Raw genomic sequence first — 14,239 nt, 5'->3', positions numbered from 1 at the left:
GGCCTCATGCCCCTTCTCCCCGGCGGGGAGAAAGGGCCGGCAGGCGGATGAGGGGGACGCCGCAGGCGGGAAAAGCCAAGGCGCTCCTCGCGCTCAGCCCCCTCATCCGACCCTTCGGGCCACCTTCTCCCCGAGGGGAGAAGGGAAGATGCGGCGGGCGTCTCGCTCCAAAGGCGGCCAGCGCCAATAGGCTCAGGCGAAGACAAGGGCATCCTCCCGCTTCCAGACGAGGGCGTAGCGGCCGCGCTCCTCGTAGGCCTCCGGCGCAGCATGGCTCAGATGCGTCTCGACCTCGAAGACGCGGCCGTCGTCGAGCGTGAAGAAGGAATTGACCGCCGCACCGGAATATTCGCTGGCGACGAAGCTGCCCTCGATGCGGACCTCGTCGCCGGCGGGCGCGGCGTCGCGCGGGCGGATCGACACGCGGTCGTAGCGGATGGCGTAGCCCGGCTTGCCGGAGGCCTGGGTGAGGCCGCCGAGCGCGAGCGCCCCGACGGGGCTCACGAAGCTCTCCCCGGCGATCTCGCCGGGGAAGATGTTGTAGCAGTTGAGGAAGCGGGCGACGTCGGCCGAGGCCGGCCGGCTGTAGAGCGTGCCGGCATCGGCGGACTGGGCGATGCGGCCGCGGTCGAGCACCAGCACGGTGTCGCCCATGGCGAGCGCCTCGGTCTCGCTGCCCGTCACGTGCAAGAAGGTGACGCCGCAGCGCTCGCGGATGGTGCGCAGCTCGCCGCGCATGCGCGTGCGCAGGTTGGCGTCGAGCGCGCCGAGCGGCTCGTCGAGCAGGACCATGCTCGGCTCCGTCACCAGCGTTCTCGCGAGCGCCACGCGCTGCTTCTGGCCGCCGGAGATCTGCGTGATGGCGCGGTCCTCCAGGCCGGAGAGGCCGACGAGGCCGATCATGTCGCGCACCCTGGCGGCGACGATCCTTCCGTCGGTGACGGGGTCGATCGCCCGGTTCTCCAGCCCGAAGGCGATGTTCTGGGCGACGCTCAGATGGGGGAAGAGCGCAAAATTCTGGAAGACGAAGCCGATGCCGCGCTCGTGCGGCGGCACGCCGTCGATGCGCCGGCCGGCAAAGAGGATTTCTCCGCCGTCCGGCTGCTCGAAGCCGGCGATGACGCGGAGCAGCGTCGTCTTGCCCGAGCCGCTCGGACCGAGCAGCGAGATGTAGGAATTGTCGGCGAGCGCGGCGTCGATGCCGGCGAGCGCCGGCACGCCCGCGAAGGCCTTGCGCACGTTCTTCAGTTGGAGGACGGATGACACGTCTGTTCCCACCAGTTTCGAGCCGGAACTGCGCGCGGCGTGCCTGCATCTCGCCGGACGCATGGCATCCGGCACGGCAAAGAGCCTCGTTCGCGCACCCGGGACCGGATGCGCGCCGCAGCGCTATTCCTGGACGTTTCGTTCCACCTGCGACGCCTCTTGCCGGGCGCCTTGTTTTCAAAACCATGCCACGAATGATTTTTGTATTCAATAGACTTTTTCAGAATTTGCGTGGCAGGCTTTATCCTTTGGACGGCCCATGCGATCCCGTCCGGAGCGGACGGATTTCCACTCGCGCATCGCGGGCCTATCTGGCGATTTTTCGCGCAATATGCGCAAAAATCATCGCTTGCGCCGGCAATTTCGGCAGGTCGGCCGAACAGTGCCATCGCTCTTTTCGGGCATGCGGGCGTTTCCGTCCTGCTCAGAATCTCTCGTGCAGGTCGCAAACTTTGTATTCAATAATCATTTATGCTATCCTTTCCTTACGCGGGAGAATGCGTCACAGTGCGGACCCGACCGAGGCCGAGAACGACGAGACCCATGAAGGACGAGCAGGCAGCCACCGGCACGCAGAAGCGCTACGAGATCGCCGAGGACGTGCTGCGCAGCAATATCGAGGCGGGCGTCCTGCCGCCCGGCCTGGTGCTGCTGGAAGGGCCGATCGCCGACATCCTGCAGATCTCGCGCGCACCCGTGCAGCGGGCCCTGCAGACGCTGGAGGCGGAGGGGCTCGTCCATCGCTTCGCCGGGCGCGGCTTCCTCGTCGGTCCGCCGGGGGAAGGCATCGAGCCGAACCGCACCGACATCAAGGCGCTCGGCATGGTCGTGCCGCGCCATGCCGACGAGGCGCTGCAGAGCCGCTCCTCCTGGGAGCGCATCTACAACCGGGTGGAGGCGGACGTCGCCGGCTGCGTCGTCTTCGGCCGCTACCGCATCGTCGAGATGGAGCTCGCCAACCATTTCAACGTCAGCCGCACGGTGGTGCGCGACGTGCTGACGCGCCTGCGCGAGCGCGGGCTGGTGCGCAAGAACCAGAGCTCGCACTGGATCGCCGGGCCGCTGACCGCGCAGATGGTCAAGGACCATTTCGTGCTGCGCAAGATGCTGGAGCCGCCGGCGATCCGGCTTGGCGCCCGGGCGGTGAGCCAGTCCCGGCTGGAGGCGCTGCTGCAGCGGCTGCGTGCGGCGGAGGAGGCGAGTGCGGCCGGTTCGCTGCGCGAGGTCGAGGCGATCCAGGCCGAATTCATCGAATGCTGCGTGCTGGCCGCGCCGAACGAGCGGCTGAAGGACCTCGTGCGCAACAACCTGCTGCCGGTGACGGCGACCGACCGGCTGCTGCGCCGCCTCGGCCTGCCGGGCGATCCGGCGATCATCACCGAGCTGCGGCTGATCGCCGAGCTGCTGCGGCGCGGCGCGACGGAGGCCGCCGTCTCGATGATGGAGACCCATCTGGAGGCCTCGCTCAACCGCACCATCGCCCAGATGAAGATCGTGGCGATCATACCAGGCCCCGGCGTCACGGCCGCCTATCTGACGCCCGTGCTGGACTGACCGGAGCGGTATCGATGCGCCGTTGCATTTGGAATGGCGAGCGCGCGTTTTACCCCTTCTCCCCATCGGGGAGAAGGTCGCGGCAGCGGGATGAGGGGGACGCGCGCCAAGCGAACTGATGCGGCCCACCCCCTCATCCGACCCTTCGGGCCACCTTCTCCCCGGCGGGGAGAAGGGGTAGCGGAGATGTCGCATTCCATTTATCTCGCGCCCGCGCTGGGCTGATCGGACCGGCATCGATATGCCGTCGCATATGGAATGAGGAGCATGCCTTTTGCCCCTTCTCCCCATCGGGGAGAAGGTCGCGGCAGCGGGATGAGGGGGACGCGCGTCAAGCGAACTGATGCGTTCCACCCCCTCATCCGACCCTGCGGGCCACCTTCTTCCCGCCGGGGAGAAGGGGTAGCGGAGACGTCGCATTCGATGTGCGATTGCCCCGGGTACCGATCTGGATGCGGCCTGTCGCATCGCCCTCCCCTATGCCAGCGCGTCGCGCAGGGCGGAGAGGGCGGCCTTGCGGTCCTTGCGCGCCGCCAGCGCCTCCTCCATCGTCACCCTGACGAAGCGGGTCGGCGTGTGCGGCTGGAGCTGGCCGATCAGGTCCATGTCGGCGGAGATGACCGTGCCGACCATGAAATAGCCGCCGCCGGACACCGCGTCCCGGTGCAGGATGATCGGTTCCGTGCCGCCCGGCACCTGGATCGAGCCGTAGGGATAGCAGCTGTCGACGATGTTGGAGGGGTCGGAGCCGGCGCCGAAGGGTTGTTCGCGCGCGACGAAGTCGAGCTTGCGCCCGCCCTTGAAGCGATAGCCCATGCGGTCGGCCTCGTTGGCGACCTTCCATTCGTCGGCGAAGAAGTTCTCCTGCGACTGCTCCGTTACCCGGTGCCAGTAGAGGCCAGGCACCACGCGCAGCTCCGCCGGCATGCCGGGCTTGCGGCGCAGCGCCTCGGGCACCGTCCGGCCCTCGCCGGCGAGACTTCCCTTGCCGACCGGCAGCTCGTCGCCGGCGGCAAGCGGCCGGCCCTTGTAGCCGCCGAGCGCGCCGATCGGATAGGTCGAGCGGCTGCCGAGCGCCTCCGGCACGTCGATGCCGCCGGAGACGGCGATGACGATGCGGGCGCCGGATTTCAGGAAGTCGAAGGTCAGCACCTGGCCGGCCTTGACCTTGAAGGCGCTCCAGCCGGGCTGGACGACGCCGTCGACCTTGGCCGGCATGTCGGCGCCGGTGACGGCGACCAGCGCGTCCTCAGTGAATTCGAGCTTCGGGCCGATGAAGACGGCCTCCAGCCCGGCTGCCCCCTCGTCGTTGCCGACGAGCAGGTTGGCGGCGCGCAGCGCAAACCGGTCCATCGCGCCGCCGACCGGGATGCCGAGATGGAAATAGCCGGGGCGGCCGAGATCCTGGACGGTGGTCGCAAGACCGTGGTGGAGAACCTTAATGGCCATTGAGCGTGCCCTCCAGCTTGGCGTTATAACCGTCGATGTCCTTCTGGAATTCCCTAAGGTCGAAGCTCACCTCGCGAATCGGCGGGAAGAAGCGGCCCTTGTCGACGTCCTCCACCGCCTGGTCGTAGGCGTCGCGGTCGATCGGCTTGAACTTGACGATGTCGCCGGGGCGGAAGAAGACCATGAAGTCGCTGAGATAGCTGGTCGTCTGGGTCGGGTCGAAGATCGGCATCGGCGTGATGCCGAACATCTGGTAGCCGCCGGCGCCGCGCACCGAATAAATGCAGCCGAAGCAGCCGCCATGGCCGACCGTCAATCGGGGCGTGTCCGTGCGCGGGCGAAGATATTTCGGCACCTGGATCTGCCGCTGGCGCTCGACCATCTGGTACATGAAGGGCAGGCCGGCGACGAAGCCGACCATCGAGACGAACCAGGGCGAGCCGGAATGGGCGGCGACGAAATCGTCGACCGAGCCGTAGCCGTTGATGCGCGCACCGTAGTCGAGGTCGGTGCCGGTGGGGTCCTGGTGGCGCTCGCGGAAGCGCATCAGCGTCTCGTGCGTCCAGGGATCGTTGTAGAAGACCGGGATCTCGACGATGCGGGTCTTCAGCACCGGCTCCGCCTTCTCCGCCGCGCCCTCGATCGCCTGCACTTCCTTCAATATGTCGTCGGGATGGATGACGTCCGGGTCGAACTTGACCTGGAAGGAGGCGTTGGCCGGGCAGATCTCGGTGACGCCCCTGATGCCGCTCTCGCGCACGCCCTTCGCCATGGAAAGGCTCTTGAAGAAGGCTTCGAGCGACATCTCCTCGCTGCATTCGACGAAGAGGTGCTCGTCCCCTCCGAATGAATATCTGGTCATCAGGCAACCTCCGCGGTCGGGCCGGCCTTCCCGGCGAATTCGGTTTCGAGCCATTGCTCGAGGAAACGGGTGTCGAAGGCGCCGCGCGCGACGTTGCCGTCCCCGGCGAGTGCCAGGTGCAGCGGCACGGTCGTGGCGACGCCCTCGATCGCCAGCCCCTGGAGCGCTTCCTTCAGCCGTTCGAGGCAGGTCGCGCGCGTCTCGCCGTGGACGATCAGCTTGCCGATGAGCGAATCGTAGAAGGGCGGGATCGTGTAGCCCTCGTAGAGCATGGTGTCGAAGCGGATGCCCTCGCCCTCCGGCACGGTAAGCCCGGAGACGGTGCCGGGTGCGGGCATGAAGCCGCGCTCGGGGTCCTCCGCGTTGATGCGGCACTCGATGGCATGGCCGTCGAGCCGGATGTCCTCCTGGCGAACCGACAGCGGCGCGCCGCCGGCAATGCGGATCATCTCGGCGACGAGGTCGATGCCGGTCACCATCTCGGTGACGGGATGCTCGACCTGGATGCGGGTGTTGACCTCGATGAAGTAGAATTCCCGCGTCGTCTCGTCATAGAGATATTCGACCGTGCCGGCGCCGCGATAGCCGACCGCGCGGGCGAGCGCCACCGCACTCTCGCAAAGCCGTGCGCGCACCTCGGCCGGCAGCAGGAAGGAGGGCGCCTCCTCCCAGACCTTCTGACGCCGGCGCTGCAGCGAGCATTCGCGCTCGAAGCAATGGACGACGTTCTCGCCGTCGCCGAGGATCTGCACCTCGACATGGCGGGCCCTGGTGATGACCTTCTCCAGGTAGAGGCCGCCGTCGCCGAAGGCGGCGAGCGCTTCCGCCGAGGCCTGCGGGAAATGGCGTTCGAGGTCGGCGAGGTCGGCGGCGACGCGGATACCGCGCCCGCCGCCGCCTGCCGCCGCCTTGATCATGATCGGAAAGCCCGTTCTCTCCGCGACGGCGCGCGCCTCTTCGATGGTGGCGAGGCGGCCGTCGCTGCCGGGAACGGTCGGGACGCCGGCCTTCTCGGCCACGGCGCGGGCGGCGACCTTGTCGCCGAGCAGGCGGATCGCCTCGCCCTTCGGGCCGATGAAGACCATGCCCGCCGCCTCGATGGCATCGGCGAAATCGGCGTTCTCCGACAGGAAGCCGTAGCCCGGATGGACGGCGTCGACGCCGGCCGCCTTGGCGGCGTTCACCACCGCCTCGATGTTGAGATAGGATTTCCTCGGCGCCGGCGAGCCGATGTCGACGGCCGCGTCGGCGAGGCGGACGGCCAGCATGTCGGCGTCCGCCGCGCTGTGGACCTGCACCGTGCGGATGCCGAGCGCCTTCGCCGCCCGGATGATGCGCACCGCGATCTCGCCGCGGTTGGCAACGAGGATCGAGCGGATGGTCATGCCTCCACCTCGGCGATGACCTGGCCGGCCATGACCGGCTCCTCGTTGTCGACGAGGAAGGTGATATTCTTGCCGTCGACGCCGGCCGGCACCTCCTGGAAGGTCTTCATCACCTCGATGAGGCCGATCGCGTCGCCGCTCGCCACGCTGTCGCCGTCGGCCTTGAACGGCGGGACGTCCGGCGCGGACGCCCGGTAGAAGGTGCCCGGCAGGGGCGATCTGATCTCGATCTTGCTCATGTCTCTCTCCACGTGAATGTCAGCGCCGCGCCACGTCCGAGACCGGCGCGATGCGGATGCCCGCGGCGACGAGCGTCTCGCGCATCCGGCGCACGATGTCCAAGGCGCCGAGCGTGTCGGAATGGAAGCAGATGGATTCGAAGTCTATGGCGATGTCGTTGCCCTGCACGGTGCGGACCTTGCCCTCCTTGCAGGCGCGCAGCACCTTGCGGGCGATCGCCGCCGGATCGGGGCGGCCGGCATCGCGGGTGAAGACGATCGAGCCGCCGTCGTCATAGTCGCGGTCGGCGTAGAACTCGCGCACGACCGGCTGGCCCGCCTCGGTCGCCGCGCGCCAGGTCGCCGAGCCGCCCATGCAGAAGATATAGGCGTTCGGCTCGACGGTGCGCATGTATTGCACGAAGATCTGCGACAGCTCCGGATTGACGGCCATCTCCATGTAGAGCGCGCCGTGCGGCTTGACGTGCTGCAGGCGCATGCCGTGGCGATGGGCGAATTCGCGGATGGCGCCGACCTGGTAGACGACGTCGTTGACGAGCTCGCGGGCGGTGCCGGCGATCTTGCGGCGGCCGAAGCCCTGCAGGTCGTTGTAGCCGGGATGGGCGCCGATGCCGACGCCGTGCTCGGCGGCGAGCCGCACGGTCTCGTCCATCAGGTTCGGATCGCCGGCATGGAAGCCGGCCGCGATATTGGCCGAGCTGATCAGCGGCATCAGCGATGCGTCGTCCGTGTCGCCGACGCGCCAGCGGCCGAAGGCCTCGCCCATGTCGCAATTGATGTCGACCGCCTCGCGCACCGTCTCGTCCCTCGCATGCTTTCCTCGACAAGGAAACGCTAGGCGCTTTGTCGGCATTTGAAAAATTCTATTTTTCCATATGCGAATTCTGAAAATCAGAACCAATTGCCTCATTTTGTTGCGACGCAAAAGTATGGAAAAACAAGTCGATGCCTCCCGATTGCTCGCAGCTGCGCGGCTTCATGCCCATTTCGATATCGCTCGTTCTGTTTTTTCGATACGCTCAGACGATAAACCAGAAGGACCCGCACAGCCTTGACGATCAGCCTCAGACAGATCCGCTACTTTGTCGCGACGGCCGAGCTCGGCCAGATCTCGCAGGCGGCCATCGACCTCTCGATCTCGCAGTCGGCGGTGACGACGGCGATCAAGGAGCTGGAGCGCACGGTCGGCGTCGGTCTCTTCCTGCGCACGCCGCACGGCATGGACCTGACGCCCGCCGGCCGGCAGTTCCTCTCCCACGCCTACGAGATCCTCAAGAAGGTCGACGAGGCGACCCATCTCAACGTCGTCAGCAGCGAGATCGAGGGCACGCTGACCATCGCCGCCACCTATACGGTGATCGGCTATTTCCTGCCGCTGCACATCGAGCGCCTGCGCCGGCTCTTTCCCAGGCTGGAGATCCAGCTCTTCGAGCTCAACCGCGAATCCATCGAGGAAGGGCTGCTCAGCAACCGCTACGACATGTCGGTGCTGCTCACCTCCAACATCCTCAACCCGGCGCTCGTGACGGAGAAGGTGCTGAGCTCGACGCGCCGGCTCTGGCTGCCGGCGCAGCATCCGCTGCTGCAGGCCGAGACGGTGGGCCTGAAAGAGATCGCCGAGGAGCCCTACATCATGCTGACAGTGGACGAGGCCGCACATTCGGCGCTGAAATACTGGAGCGCCACGCCCTATCAGCCGAGGGTCATCCTGCGCACGTCCTCGGTGGAGGCCGTGCGCTCGCTGGTCGCCAACGGCCAGGGCGTGGCGATCCTCTCCGACATGGTGCACCGGCCCTGGTCGCTGGAGGGCCGGCGCATCGAGACGGTCACCGTCAGCGATCCGGTGCCCGCCATGGACGTCGGTCTCGCCTGGCGGCGCAACATGGAGCTCACGCCGCCGATGCTCGCCTTTCGCTCCTATTTCCAGCAGGCCTTCCACCTGCCGGAGCGCTGATCAGCCGGCCGCCAGGAACCAGGAGCGGCGCGCCTGGGTGAGTCCTGCCGCGTAGATCGCGAAGGCGACGACCGCGGTCGCCGGCGCCGAAAGCTCCGCATAGGCGCCGCCCCAGACATGCAGCCAGATGCCAGCCGCCGCCGCGACGAACCACGCGCTGATGCCGAGCGGATTGAAGGCCGGCACATGGCTGGAGCGATACTCGATCGTGCTGCCGACGAGCGCGCTGTAGCGGTCGATGAGGATATGCGCCATGGCGACGGCCACCCAGGCGACGACGAAGATGCCCTGATAGGCGAGCGCCGAGAGCAGGTAGGCGAAGACGTCGGCGAGCATCAGCACGTAGACGACGGCACCGACCGCGATCGCCCAGCCGATGCGCCCGAAGGGCAGCCGGCCGAAGAGCTGGACGAGGGCCTCCATGTTGACGGCGGCAAGATAGTAGTTCGCCGTGTTGATGCGCGTCTGGGTCACCCAGACGAAGAGCAGGCCCCAGATGCCCATCAGCTTGAGGAGCGCGAGCAGCACGCTGACTTCCGAGAGCGCGCCGAGATCCGGCACCGTGCCGATCATGAACATGCCGAACAGGCCGCTCACCAGGAAGGCCATGGCATAGAAGGGCATGCCGAAGTTGAACCAGGCGTGATAGCCGGCATCCTCCTGCCGGCCGAAGCGGGCATAGTCGAAGGTGAACATCATCAGCACCCAGACGCCCATGTAGTAGACGAAGCAGGACCACCAGCCGCCGGCCGGCGCGCCCGTCTCCGGGCCGAGGTTCAGCCACTTGTCGCTGTAGCCGTATTCGCCGATGGCGAGCACGACGGCGACGACGAGGCCGAGAATATAGAAGGGCAGCAGCACGCCGTTGAACTTGTCGAGCCAGGTCTGGATGCTGCCGAAGATCAGCGGGACGGAGTAGAGCACCACGATCAGTGCCGCGACCGGATAGGAGATCGACGGCAGGATCGTGTTGATGCCGACCGCGATCACCGAGCCTTCGAAGACGGCGTAGTAGATCGCGGTGGCGCAGAAGATGAGCGTGGCGAGCCCCGCCCCGACATTGCCGAACAGGACGCGCGAGAACAGCGCGACGGACAGTCCGGTGCGGATGGCGAAGCGGCTCAGCACCGCATTGATGGCGCCGTAGACGACGATCGACAGCACCATGCCGACGATGGCATTCCACGTGCCGAAGTTGAGCGCCATCGCCGCGCCGACGACGATGTAGAAGACGGCGCTGCACACCGCCCACCAGGCCATGGTGAGCGCGCCCTTCGGCATGCGCGCCTGCGGCGGAACCGCCACGTTTGAATAGTCCGAACTTTCGGCTTCGGTGTCCGACAGGCTGCCTGCCATGGCTTTCTCCTCCCTGTTGCAAATGGCCCCGCCCGCAGGCGGGGCGCGCCGTCAGTTTTCCCGAGTCAGCAGATAGTTGCCGCTCTCGTGCAGTGTGCTCGTCCAGCCGGGCTCGACGACGATGGTCGTCGTCACCTCCTCGATGATCGCCGGGCCGTGGATGCGCGCGCCCGCGCCGAATTTCGCGCCGTCGTAGACGGACGTGGCGGTCGCCTTGCCGGACTGGTCGAAGATCGCGTCGCGATGGCCCTTGAGCGCCTGCTCCGCGCCGCCGCCTTCGGCGAGCTTCGGCGGGCGCACCTTCTCGATGCGGCCGTAGATGGTCGATTCGAGGTTCACCACCTCGACCGCGCTGTGGCACTCGGCATAGGTGTAGAGCTCCTCGTGGCGGGCATGGAAGGCGTCCTTGACCTTTTCGATCGTCGTTTCGGTAATCGGAAAGGTGCCGATGTCGACGGTGCATTCGTGCACCTGGCCGACATAGCGCATGTCGATCGAACGCCGGATGTCGATCGCCTCGGGCGGAAAGCCGTCCGCTTCGAGATGCGCGACGCCCTTCGCCTCGATCTCGTTGAAGAGGCTGTCGATGCGCTCGTAGGCGGCCGCGTTGTCGAGCCGTACCGGTGCGGGCGCCATGTAGTTGTACTTCACGTCGGATATGATCTGGCCGAAGGCGCAGAGGCCGGAGGCGAGCTTGGGCAGGATGATGGTGTCGATGCCCATCTCCCGCGCCAGCGCCGTGATATGCGCCGCCGTCGCGCCCCCCGCCCCGACGAGGACGAAGTCGCGCGGGTCGTAGCCGCGTTCGACCGAGACGCGGCGGATGCCGTTGACCATGTTGTTGTTGACGATGGCGAACATGCCGTAGGCCGCCTGCTCGACCGAGATGCCGAGGGGTCTTGCGACGCGCTCCATCGCCGCCCGGGCCTTCGCCACGTCGAGCGGCAGCTTGCCGCCGAGAAGGCCCTCGGGGTTGAGATAGCCGAGCACGAGGTTGGCGTCGGAGGTGGTCGGCTCCGCGCCGCCGCGGCCGTAGCAGGCGGGGCCGGGCTCGGAGCCCGCCGATTGCGGGCCGACCTGCAGGAGCCCGAGCGGGTCGACCCAGCCGATCGAGCCGCCGCCCGCCCCCAGCGTCTCCACCTGGATCATCGGCACGCCGATGCGGTAGCGCAGGAAGTCGATGTTCTTGTTGAGGTTGGTCTGGCCGTTGCGCGTCAGCGTGATGTCGAAGGAGGTGCCGCCCATGTCGACGGTGATGACGTTCTCGTGGCCGAAGGGCGCGCCGGCATAGAGGCCCGCCTGCGGGGCCGAGGCCGGGCCGGAATTGATGGCGTAGACGGAGCGGTCCGTCATCACCTGGCCGACCGCAAGCCCGCCGTTGGACTGGAAGTAGCGCACCGGCTGGCGCGCGCCGAGCGAGCGGAAATAGGCGTCGACCGCCTCGATGTAGCGGCGCATCACCGGCGCCAGATAGGCGTTCGTCACCGCCGTCGAGGTGCGCGTGTATTCGCGGACCTGCGGGTAGAGCTCGCTGCCGACGGTGAGGATCGCCCCGGGCATCGTCTCGCGGACGATCTCCGCCGCGCGCCGCTCATGCGACGGGTCGAGCACCGACCAGACGAAGGAGATGGCCACCGTCTCGACCCCCTCTTTCAGGAACAGCCGGCAGGCCTCGCGCACGTCCTCCTCGTTCAAGGGCGTGCGCACGGAGCCGTCCGAGAGCACCCGCTCGCGCACGCCGCGGCGCAGGTAGCGCGGCACGAGCATGGTCGCCGCCGGATATTCGGGATCGTAGCGGAAGCCGTCCTCCTTGTGGCCGTTGCGGATCTCGATGGAATCCTCGTGGCCGGCCGTGCAGATCAGCCCCGTGCGTCCGCCGCGATGGGTGATGAGGGCGTTGAGGCCGACCGTGGTACCGTTGATGCAGAGGTCGCAATTGGCGATGATCTCGCCGATCGGCCGGCCGAGATCGGCGGCGATCAGCCCGAGGCCGTTCTCGATCGCCCTGGTCGGGTCGGAGGGCGTGGAGAGCGCCTTGAACAGCTTGACCTCGCCGGTCGCGCGGTCGGCGATGACGAAGTCGGTGAAGGTGCCGCCGGCGTCGATGCCGAGGCGGTAGGAATTCTGGGTCATGATAGGTGATCCTCAGAACAATTCCAGCAAAAGTGCGAAGCGGTTTTGCGTCCGGAATTGTGTAGAAACAAAGGGATAGAGCGTTTTCGCGATTCGAAGAAAAGCGAAAATGCTCTAGCCGGTGGCTCTGAGCCGTTCGGTCGCGGCGGCGTCGACGTCGAGCGTCTCCGGGTCGGCGATGACGACGCCGTAGTCGCGGCGGGCGCCTTCCAGCGAGACGAGGCCGTTCCTGACGTCCGAGACGACCTTCTCCACCGGCCGCTCGAACGGGTTGCCGTAGCCGCCGCCGCCGGGATTGAGGTTGGTGATGGTCTCGCCCGGCCGGATGGTCTCGATGATGTTCTTGCGCTCGACCTCGACCTTGCCGCCGCGGCGCAGCTCGACGCGGCCGACCTTGGTGTCGACCATCGCCGAGGTCGCGCCGGCGGCTCCCATCGCCGGGATGCGGCGGCCCTCGCCGAAGCCGATGCACAGCATGTCGCCGTTGAGCGGCTCCACCTCCCAGGCCGTGCCCGAGCCGCCGCGGAACTTTCCGGCCCCGCCGGAATCGGTCATCAGCGAATAGCGGTGGATGACGATGGGGTAGGAGTATTCGAGCAATTCGACGTCGCCGGAGGTGAGCGCCCCGAAGCAGCATTCCGGGCCGACCGCATGCCAGCCGTCCTGCTTCGGCGTCGCCCCGCCGCCGGAGATGATGGTGGCGAGCACCATGGTCACGAATTCCTCGCCGTTGCGGGAATCGCGGCCGGCGATGTTGAGCCCGTTGGCGTGGCCCCAGGAGGCGGAGACCTTGGAGGGCATCGCCTTCTCGAAGGCGAGGCGCACGGCGTCCGTCAGCGTCTCCATCGGCGTCGTCGTGCAGTTCATATGCGGGGCCGGCTCCTGCGCGTTGCAGAGCGTGCCCTTCGGCCCGAAGTCGACGCTGACGCAGCGATAGAGGCCTTCGTTGTAGGGCGGCGGCAGGGCCGCGAACATCATCAGCCCGAGATAGACGCCGGAATGGGAATTGCCCTCGTAGGAATTGATGAAATAGGGGATCTGCGGCGGGCTGGCGATGGCGATATGGCAGGCGTCGCCCGTGATCGTCACCGTCGCCCTGATCTCGAAATCGCCGAAGCCGTGGCCGGCATCCTCCAGGATGGCAGCGCCCTCGTAGGTGCCGTCGGGCACGGTGGAAATCAGCGCGCGCATGTGCCTGTCGGCCATGTCGAGCAGCGTGTCGACGCAGGCGTCCACCTCAGCCTTGCCGTATTTGTCGAGCATGGCGATCAGGTTGCGCTCGCCGACCTGGCAGGCGCCGATGAGGGCGCGGAAATCGCCCTCCTGGTCGCGGCGCGCGCGCATGTTGGTGAGGATCATATTGAGGACGTCGTGGCGCGGCTTGCCGCGGTCCCAGATCTTGACCGGCGGGATGCGCAGGCACTCGGCGTAGATTTCCGTGGCGTTCGGGTTGTAGCCGGCCGGCACCGGGCCGCCGATATCGGTGAGGTGACCCTTGCAGACCGTCCAGTAGACGAGCTCGCCCTTGTAGAAGACCGGCTTGTACATGCAGGTGTCGATCGCATGGCTGCCGCCGAAGGCCGGGTCGTTGTGGAGGATCAGGTCGCCCTCGTGGATGTCGTCGCCGAAGAAGCCGGCGACCGCCTTCATGGCGGGAATGAGCGAGCCGAGATGGATCGGGATATCCTGGCCCTGCAGGATCATCTCCGGCCGCGCGTTGAAGAGCGCCGTCGAATAGTCGTGCGCCAGGTTGAAGACCGACGAGCGCGCCGTCTTCTCCAGCGCCAGCGTCATCTCGCGCTGGGTGGTCTCGAGCATGCCGCGCACGACCGAAAGGGTGATCGGGTCGACCTTTGAATTCTGTGTATGAAGCATCGTGTTCACGCTGGTTGAGGGCGAGAACCGACGGTCCGGAAACCGTGATACGTGCTGAAATGTCCGTTCCCCGGGCCGTCGGCGTCTGTCGCACCGTTGAAGCCGGCTTCAATCTAGGCAGAGTTTTCCGCGCCGGTCTTTGCAGCGGAGGAACAACAGATTGCGC

The 14,239-nt window shown here is 67.0% G+C and carries 11 protein-coding genes; 2 read left to right on the top strand and 9 right to left on the bottom strand.

Annotated features, from left to right (window positions below; genetic code table 11):
- Positions 1 to 192: 192 nt before the first annotated feature.
- Complete coding sequence (locus NNZ72_RS20210; RefSeq protein WP_257317369.1) at positions 193 to 1,266, bottom strand: ABC transporter ATP-binding protein; 1,074 nt, start codon at positions 1,264 to 1,266, stop codon at positions 193 to 195.
- A gap of 543 nt (positions 1,267 to 1,809) precedes the next feature.
- Here NNZ72_RS20210 and NNZ72_RS20205 point away from each other — a divergent pair.
- Entirely contained in the window at positions 1,810 to 2,820 is a 1,011-nt protein-coding gene (locus NNZ72_RS20205; protein ID WP_257317368.1) for a GntR family transcriptional regulator, read from the top strand.
- A 477-nt stretch (positions 2,821 to 3,297) separates the two neighbouring features.
- On the opposite strand, the gene NNZ72_RS20200 is transcribed toward NNZ72_RS20205, so the two are convergent.
- From NNZ72_RS20200 to NNZ72_RS20180, 5 genes are read right to left on the bottom strand one after another with little or no spacing between them, the layout of a single operon-like run.
- Complete coding sequence (locus NNZ72_RS20200; RefSeq protein ID WP_257317366.1) at positions 3,298 to 4,269, bottom strand: 5-oxoprolinase subunit C family protein; 972 nt, start codon at positions 4,267 to 4,269, stop codon at positions 3,298 to 3,300.
- On the bottom strand, positions 4,259 to 5,134 hold the full coding sequence (locus tag NNZ72_RS20195; RefSeq protein ID WP_257317418.1) for a 5-oxoprolinase subunit B family protein: 876 nt from the start codon (positions 5,132 to 5,134) through the stop codon (positions 4,259 to 4,261). Before NNZ72_RS20195 ends, NNZ72_RS20200 begins: the two co-directional genes overlap by 11 nt.
- Positions 5,131 to 6,516 carry an acetyl-CoA carboxylase biotin carboxylase subunit gene (locus NNZ72_RS20190; protein WP_257317365.1) on the bottom strand — a complete coding sequence of 462 codons (1,386 nt, stop codon included), beginning with the start codon at positions 6,514 to 6,516 and terminating at the stop codon, positions 5,131 to 5,133. Before NNZ72_RS20190 ends, NNZ72_RS20195 begins: the two co-directional genes overlap by 4 nt.
- Positions 6,513 to 6,755: an acetyl-CoA carboxylase gene (locus NNZ72_RS20185; RefSeq protein ID WP_257317362.1), complete on the bottom strand. Its 243-nt coding sequence runs from the start codon at positions 6,753 to 6,755 to the stop codon at positions 6,513 to 6,515. The genes NNZ72_RS20190 and NNZ72_RS20185 overlap by 4 nt, the downstream gene beginning before the upstream one ends.
- 19 nt (positions 6,756 to 6,774) lie before the next feature.
- Positions 6,775 to 7,551, bottom strand: a complete 777-nt coding sequence (locus NNZ72_RS20180) for a 5-oxoprolinase subunit PxpA (RefSeq protein WP_257317361.1) — start codon at positions 7,549 to 7,551, stop codon at positions 6,775 to 6,777.
- A 255-nt stretch (positions 7,552 to 7,806) separates the two neighbouring features.
- Between NNZ72_RS20180 and NNZ72_RS20175 the strand changes: the two genes are divergently transcribed.
- Positions 7,807 to 8,709 carry a LysR family transcriptional regulator gene (locus tag NNZ72_RS20175; RefSeq protein ID WP_257317360.1) on the top strand — a complete coding sequence of 301 codons (903 nt, stop codon included), beginning with the start codon at positions 7,807 to 7,809 and terminating at the stop codon, positions 8,707 to 8,709.
- On the opposite strand, the gene NNZ72_RS20170 is transcribed toward NNZ72_RS20175, so the two are convergent.
- From NNZ72_RS20170 to capB, 3 genes are all read right to left on the bottom strand, one after another.
- Positions 8,710 to 10,065: a purine-cytosine permease family protein gene (locus NNZ72_RS20170; protein WP_257317359.1), complete on the bottom strand. Its 1,356-nt coding sequence runs from the start codon at positions 10,063 to 10,065 to the stop codon at positions 8,710 to 8,712. It lies immediately after the preceding gene.
- 51 nt (positions 10,066 to 10,116) lie between these two features.
- Entirely contained in the window at positions 10,117 to 12,198 is a 2,082-nt protein-coding gene (gene capA / locus NNZ72_RS20165) for a caprolactamase subunit alpha (protein WP_257317358.1), read from the bottom strand.
- A 114-nt stretch (positions 12,199 to 12,312) separates the two neighbouring features.
- Positions 12,313 to 14,073, bottom strand: coding sequence for a caprolactamase subunit beta (gene capB / locus NNZ72_RS20160; protein ID WP_257317357.1), 1,761 nt, complete (start codon positions 14,071 to 14,073; stop codon positions 12,313 to 12,315).
- Positions 14,074 to 14,239: the final 166 nt, after the last annotated feature.

Source organism: Shinella pollutisoli (assembly GCF_024609765.1).
Classification (GTDB): domain Bacteria; phylum Pseudomonadota; class Alphaproteobacteria; order Rhizobiales; family Rhizobiaceae; genus Shinella; species Shinella pollutisoli.
Note: the sequence above shows the minus strand (reverse complement) of the source record. Positions and strands in the feature narration are given on the sequence as shown.

Bases quoted from the DNA above. Each gene is read 5' to 3' on its own strand.
- capB (WP_257317357.1), bottom strand. From the start codon at position 14,073: ATGCTTCATACACAGAATTCAAAGGTCGACCCGATCACCCTTTCGGTC.
- capA (WP_257317358.1), bottom strand. From the start codon at position 12,198: ATGACCCAGAATTCCTACCGCCTCGGCATCGACGCCGGCGGCACCTTC.
- NNZ72_RS20170 (WP_257317359.1), bottom strand. From the start codon at position 10,065: ATGGCAGGCAGCCTGTCGGACACCGAAGCCGAAAGTTCGGACTATTCA.
- NNZ72_RS20200 (WP_257317366.1), bottom strand. From the start codon at position 4,269: ATGGCCATTAAGGTTCTCCACCACGGTCTTGCGACCACCGTCCAGGAT.
- NNZ72_RS20205 (WP_257317368.1), top strand. From the start codon at position 1,810: ATGAAGGACGAGCAGGCAGCCACCGGCACGCAGAAGCGCTACGAGATC.
- NNZ72_RS20185 (WP_257317362.1), bottom strand. From the start codon at position 6,755: ATGAGCAAGATCGAGATCAGATCGCCCCTGCCGGGCACCTTCTACCGG.
- NNZ72_RS20190 (WP_257317365.1), bottom strand. From the start codon at position 6,516: ATGACCATCCGCTCGATCCTCGTTGCCAACCGCGGCGAGATCGCGGTG.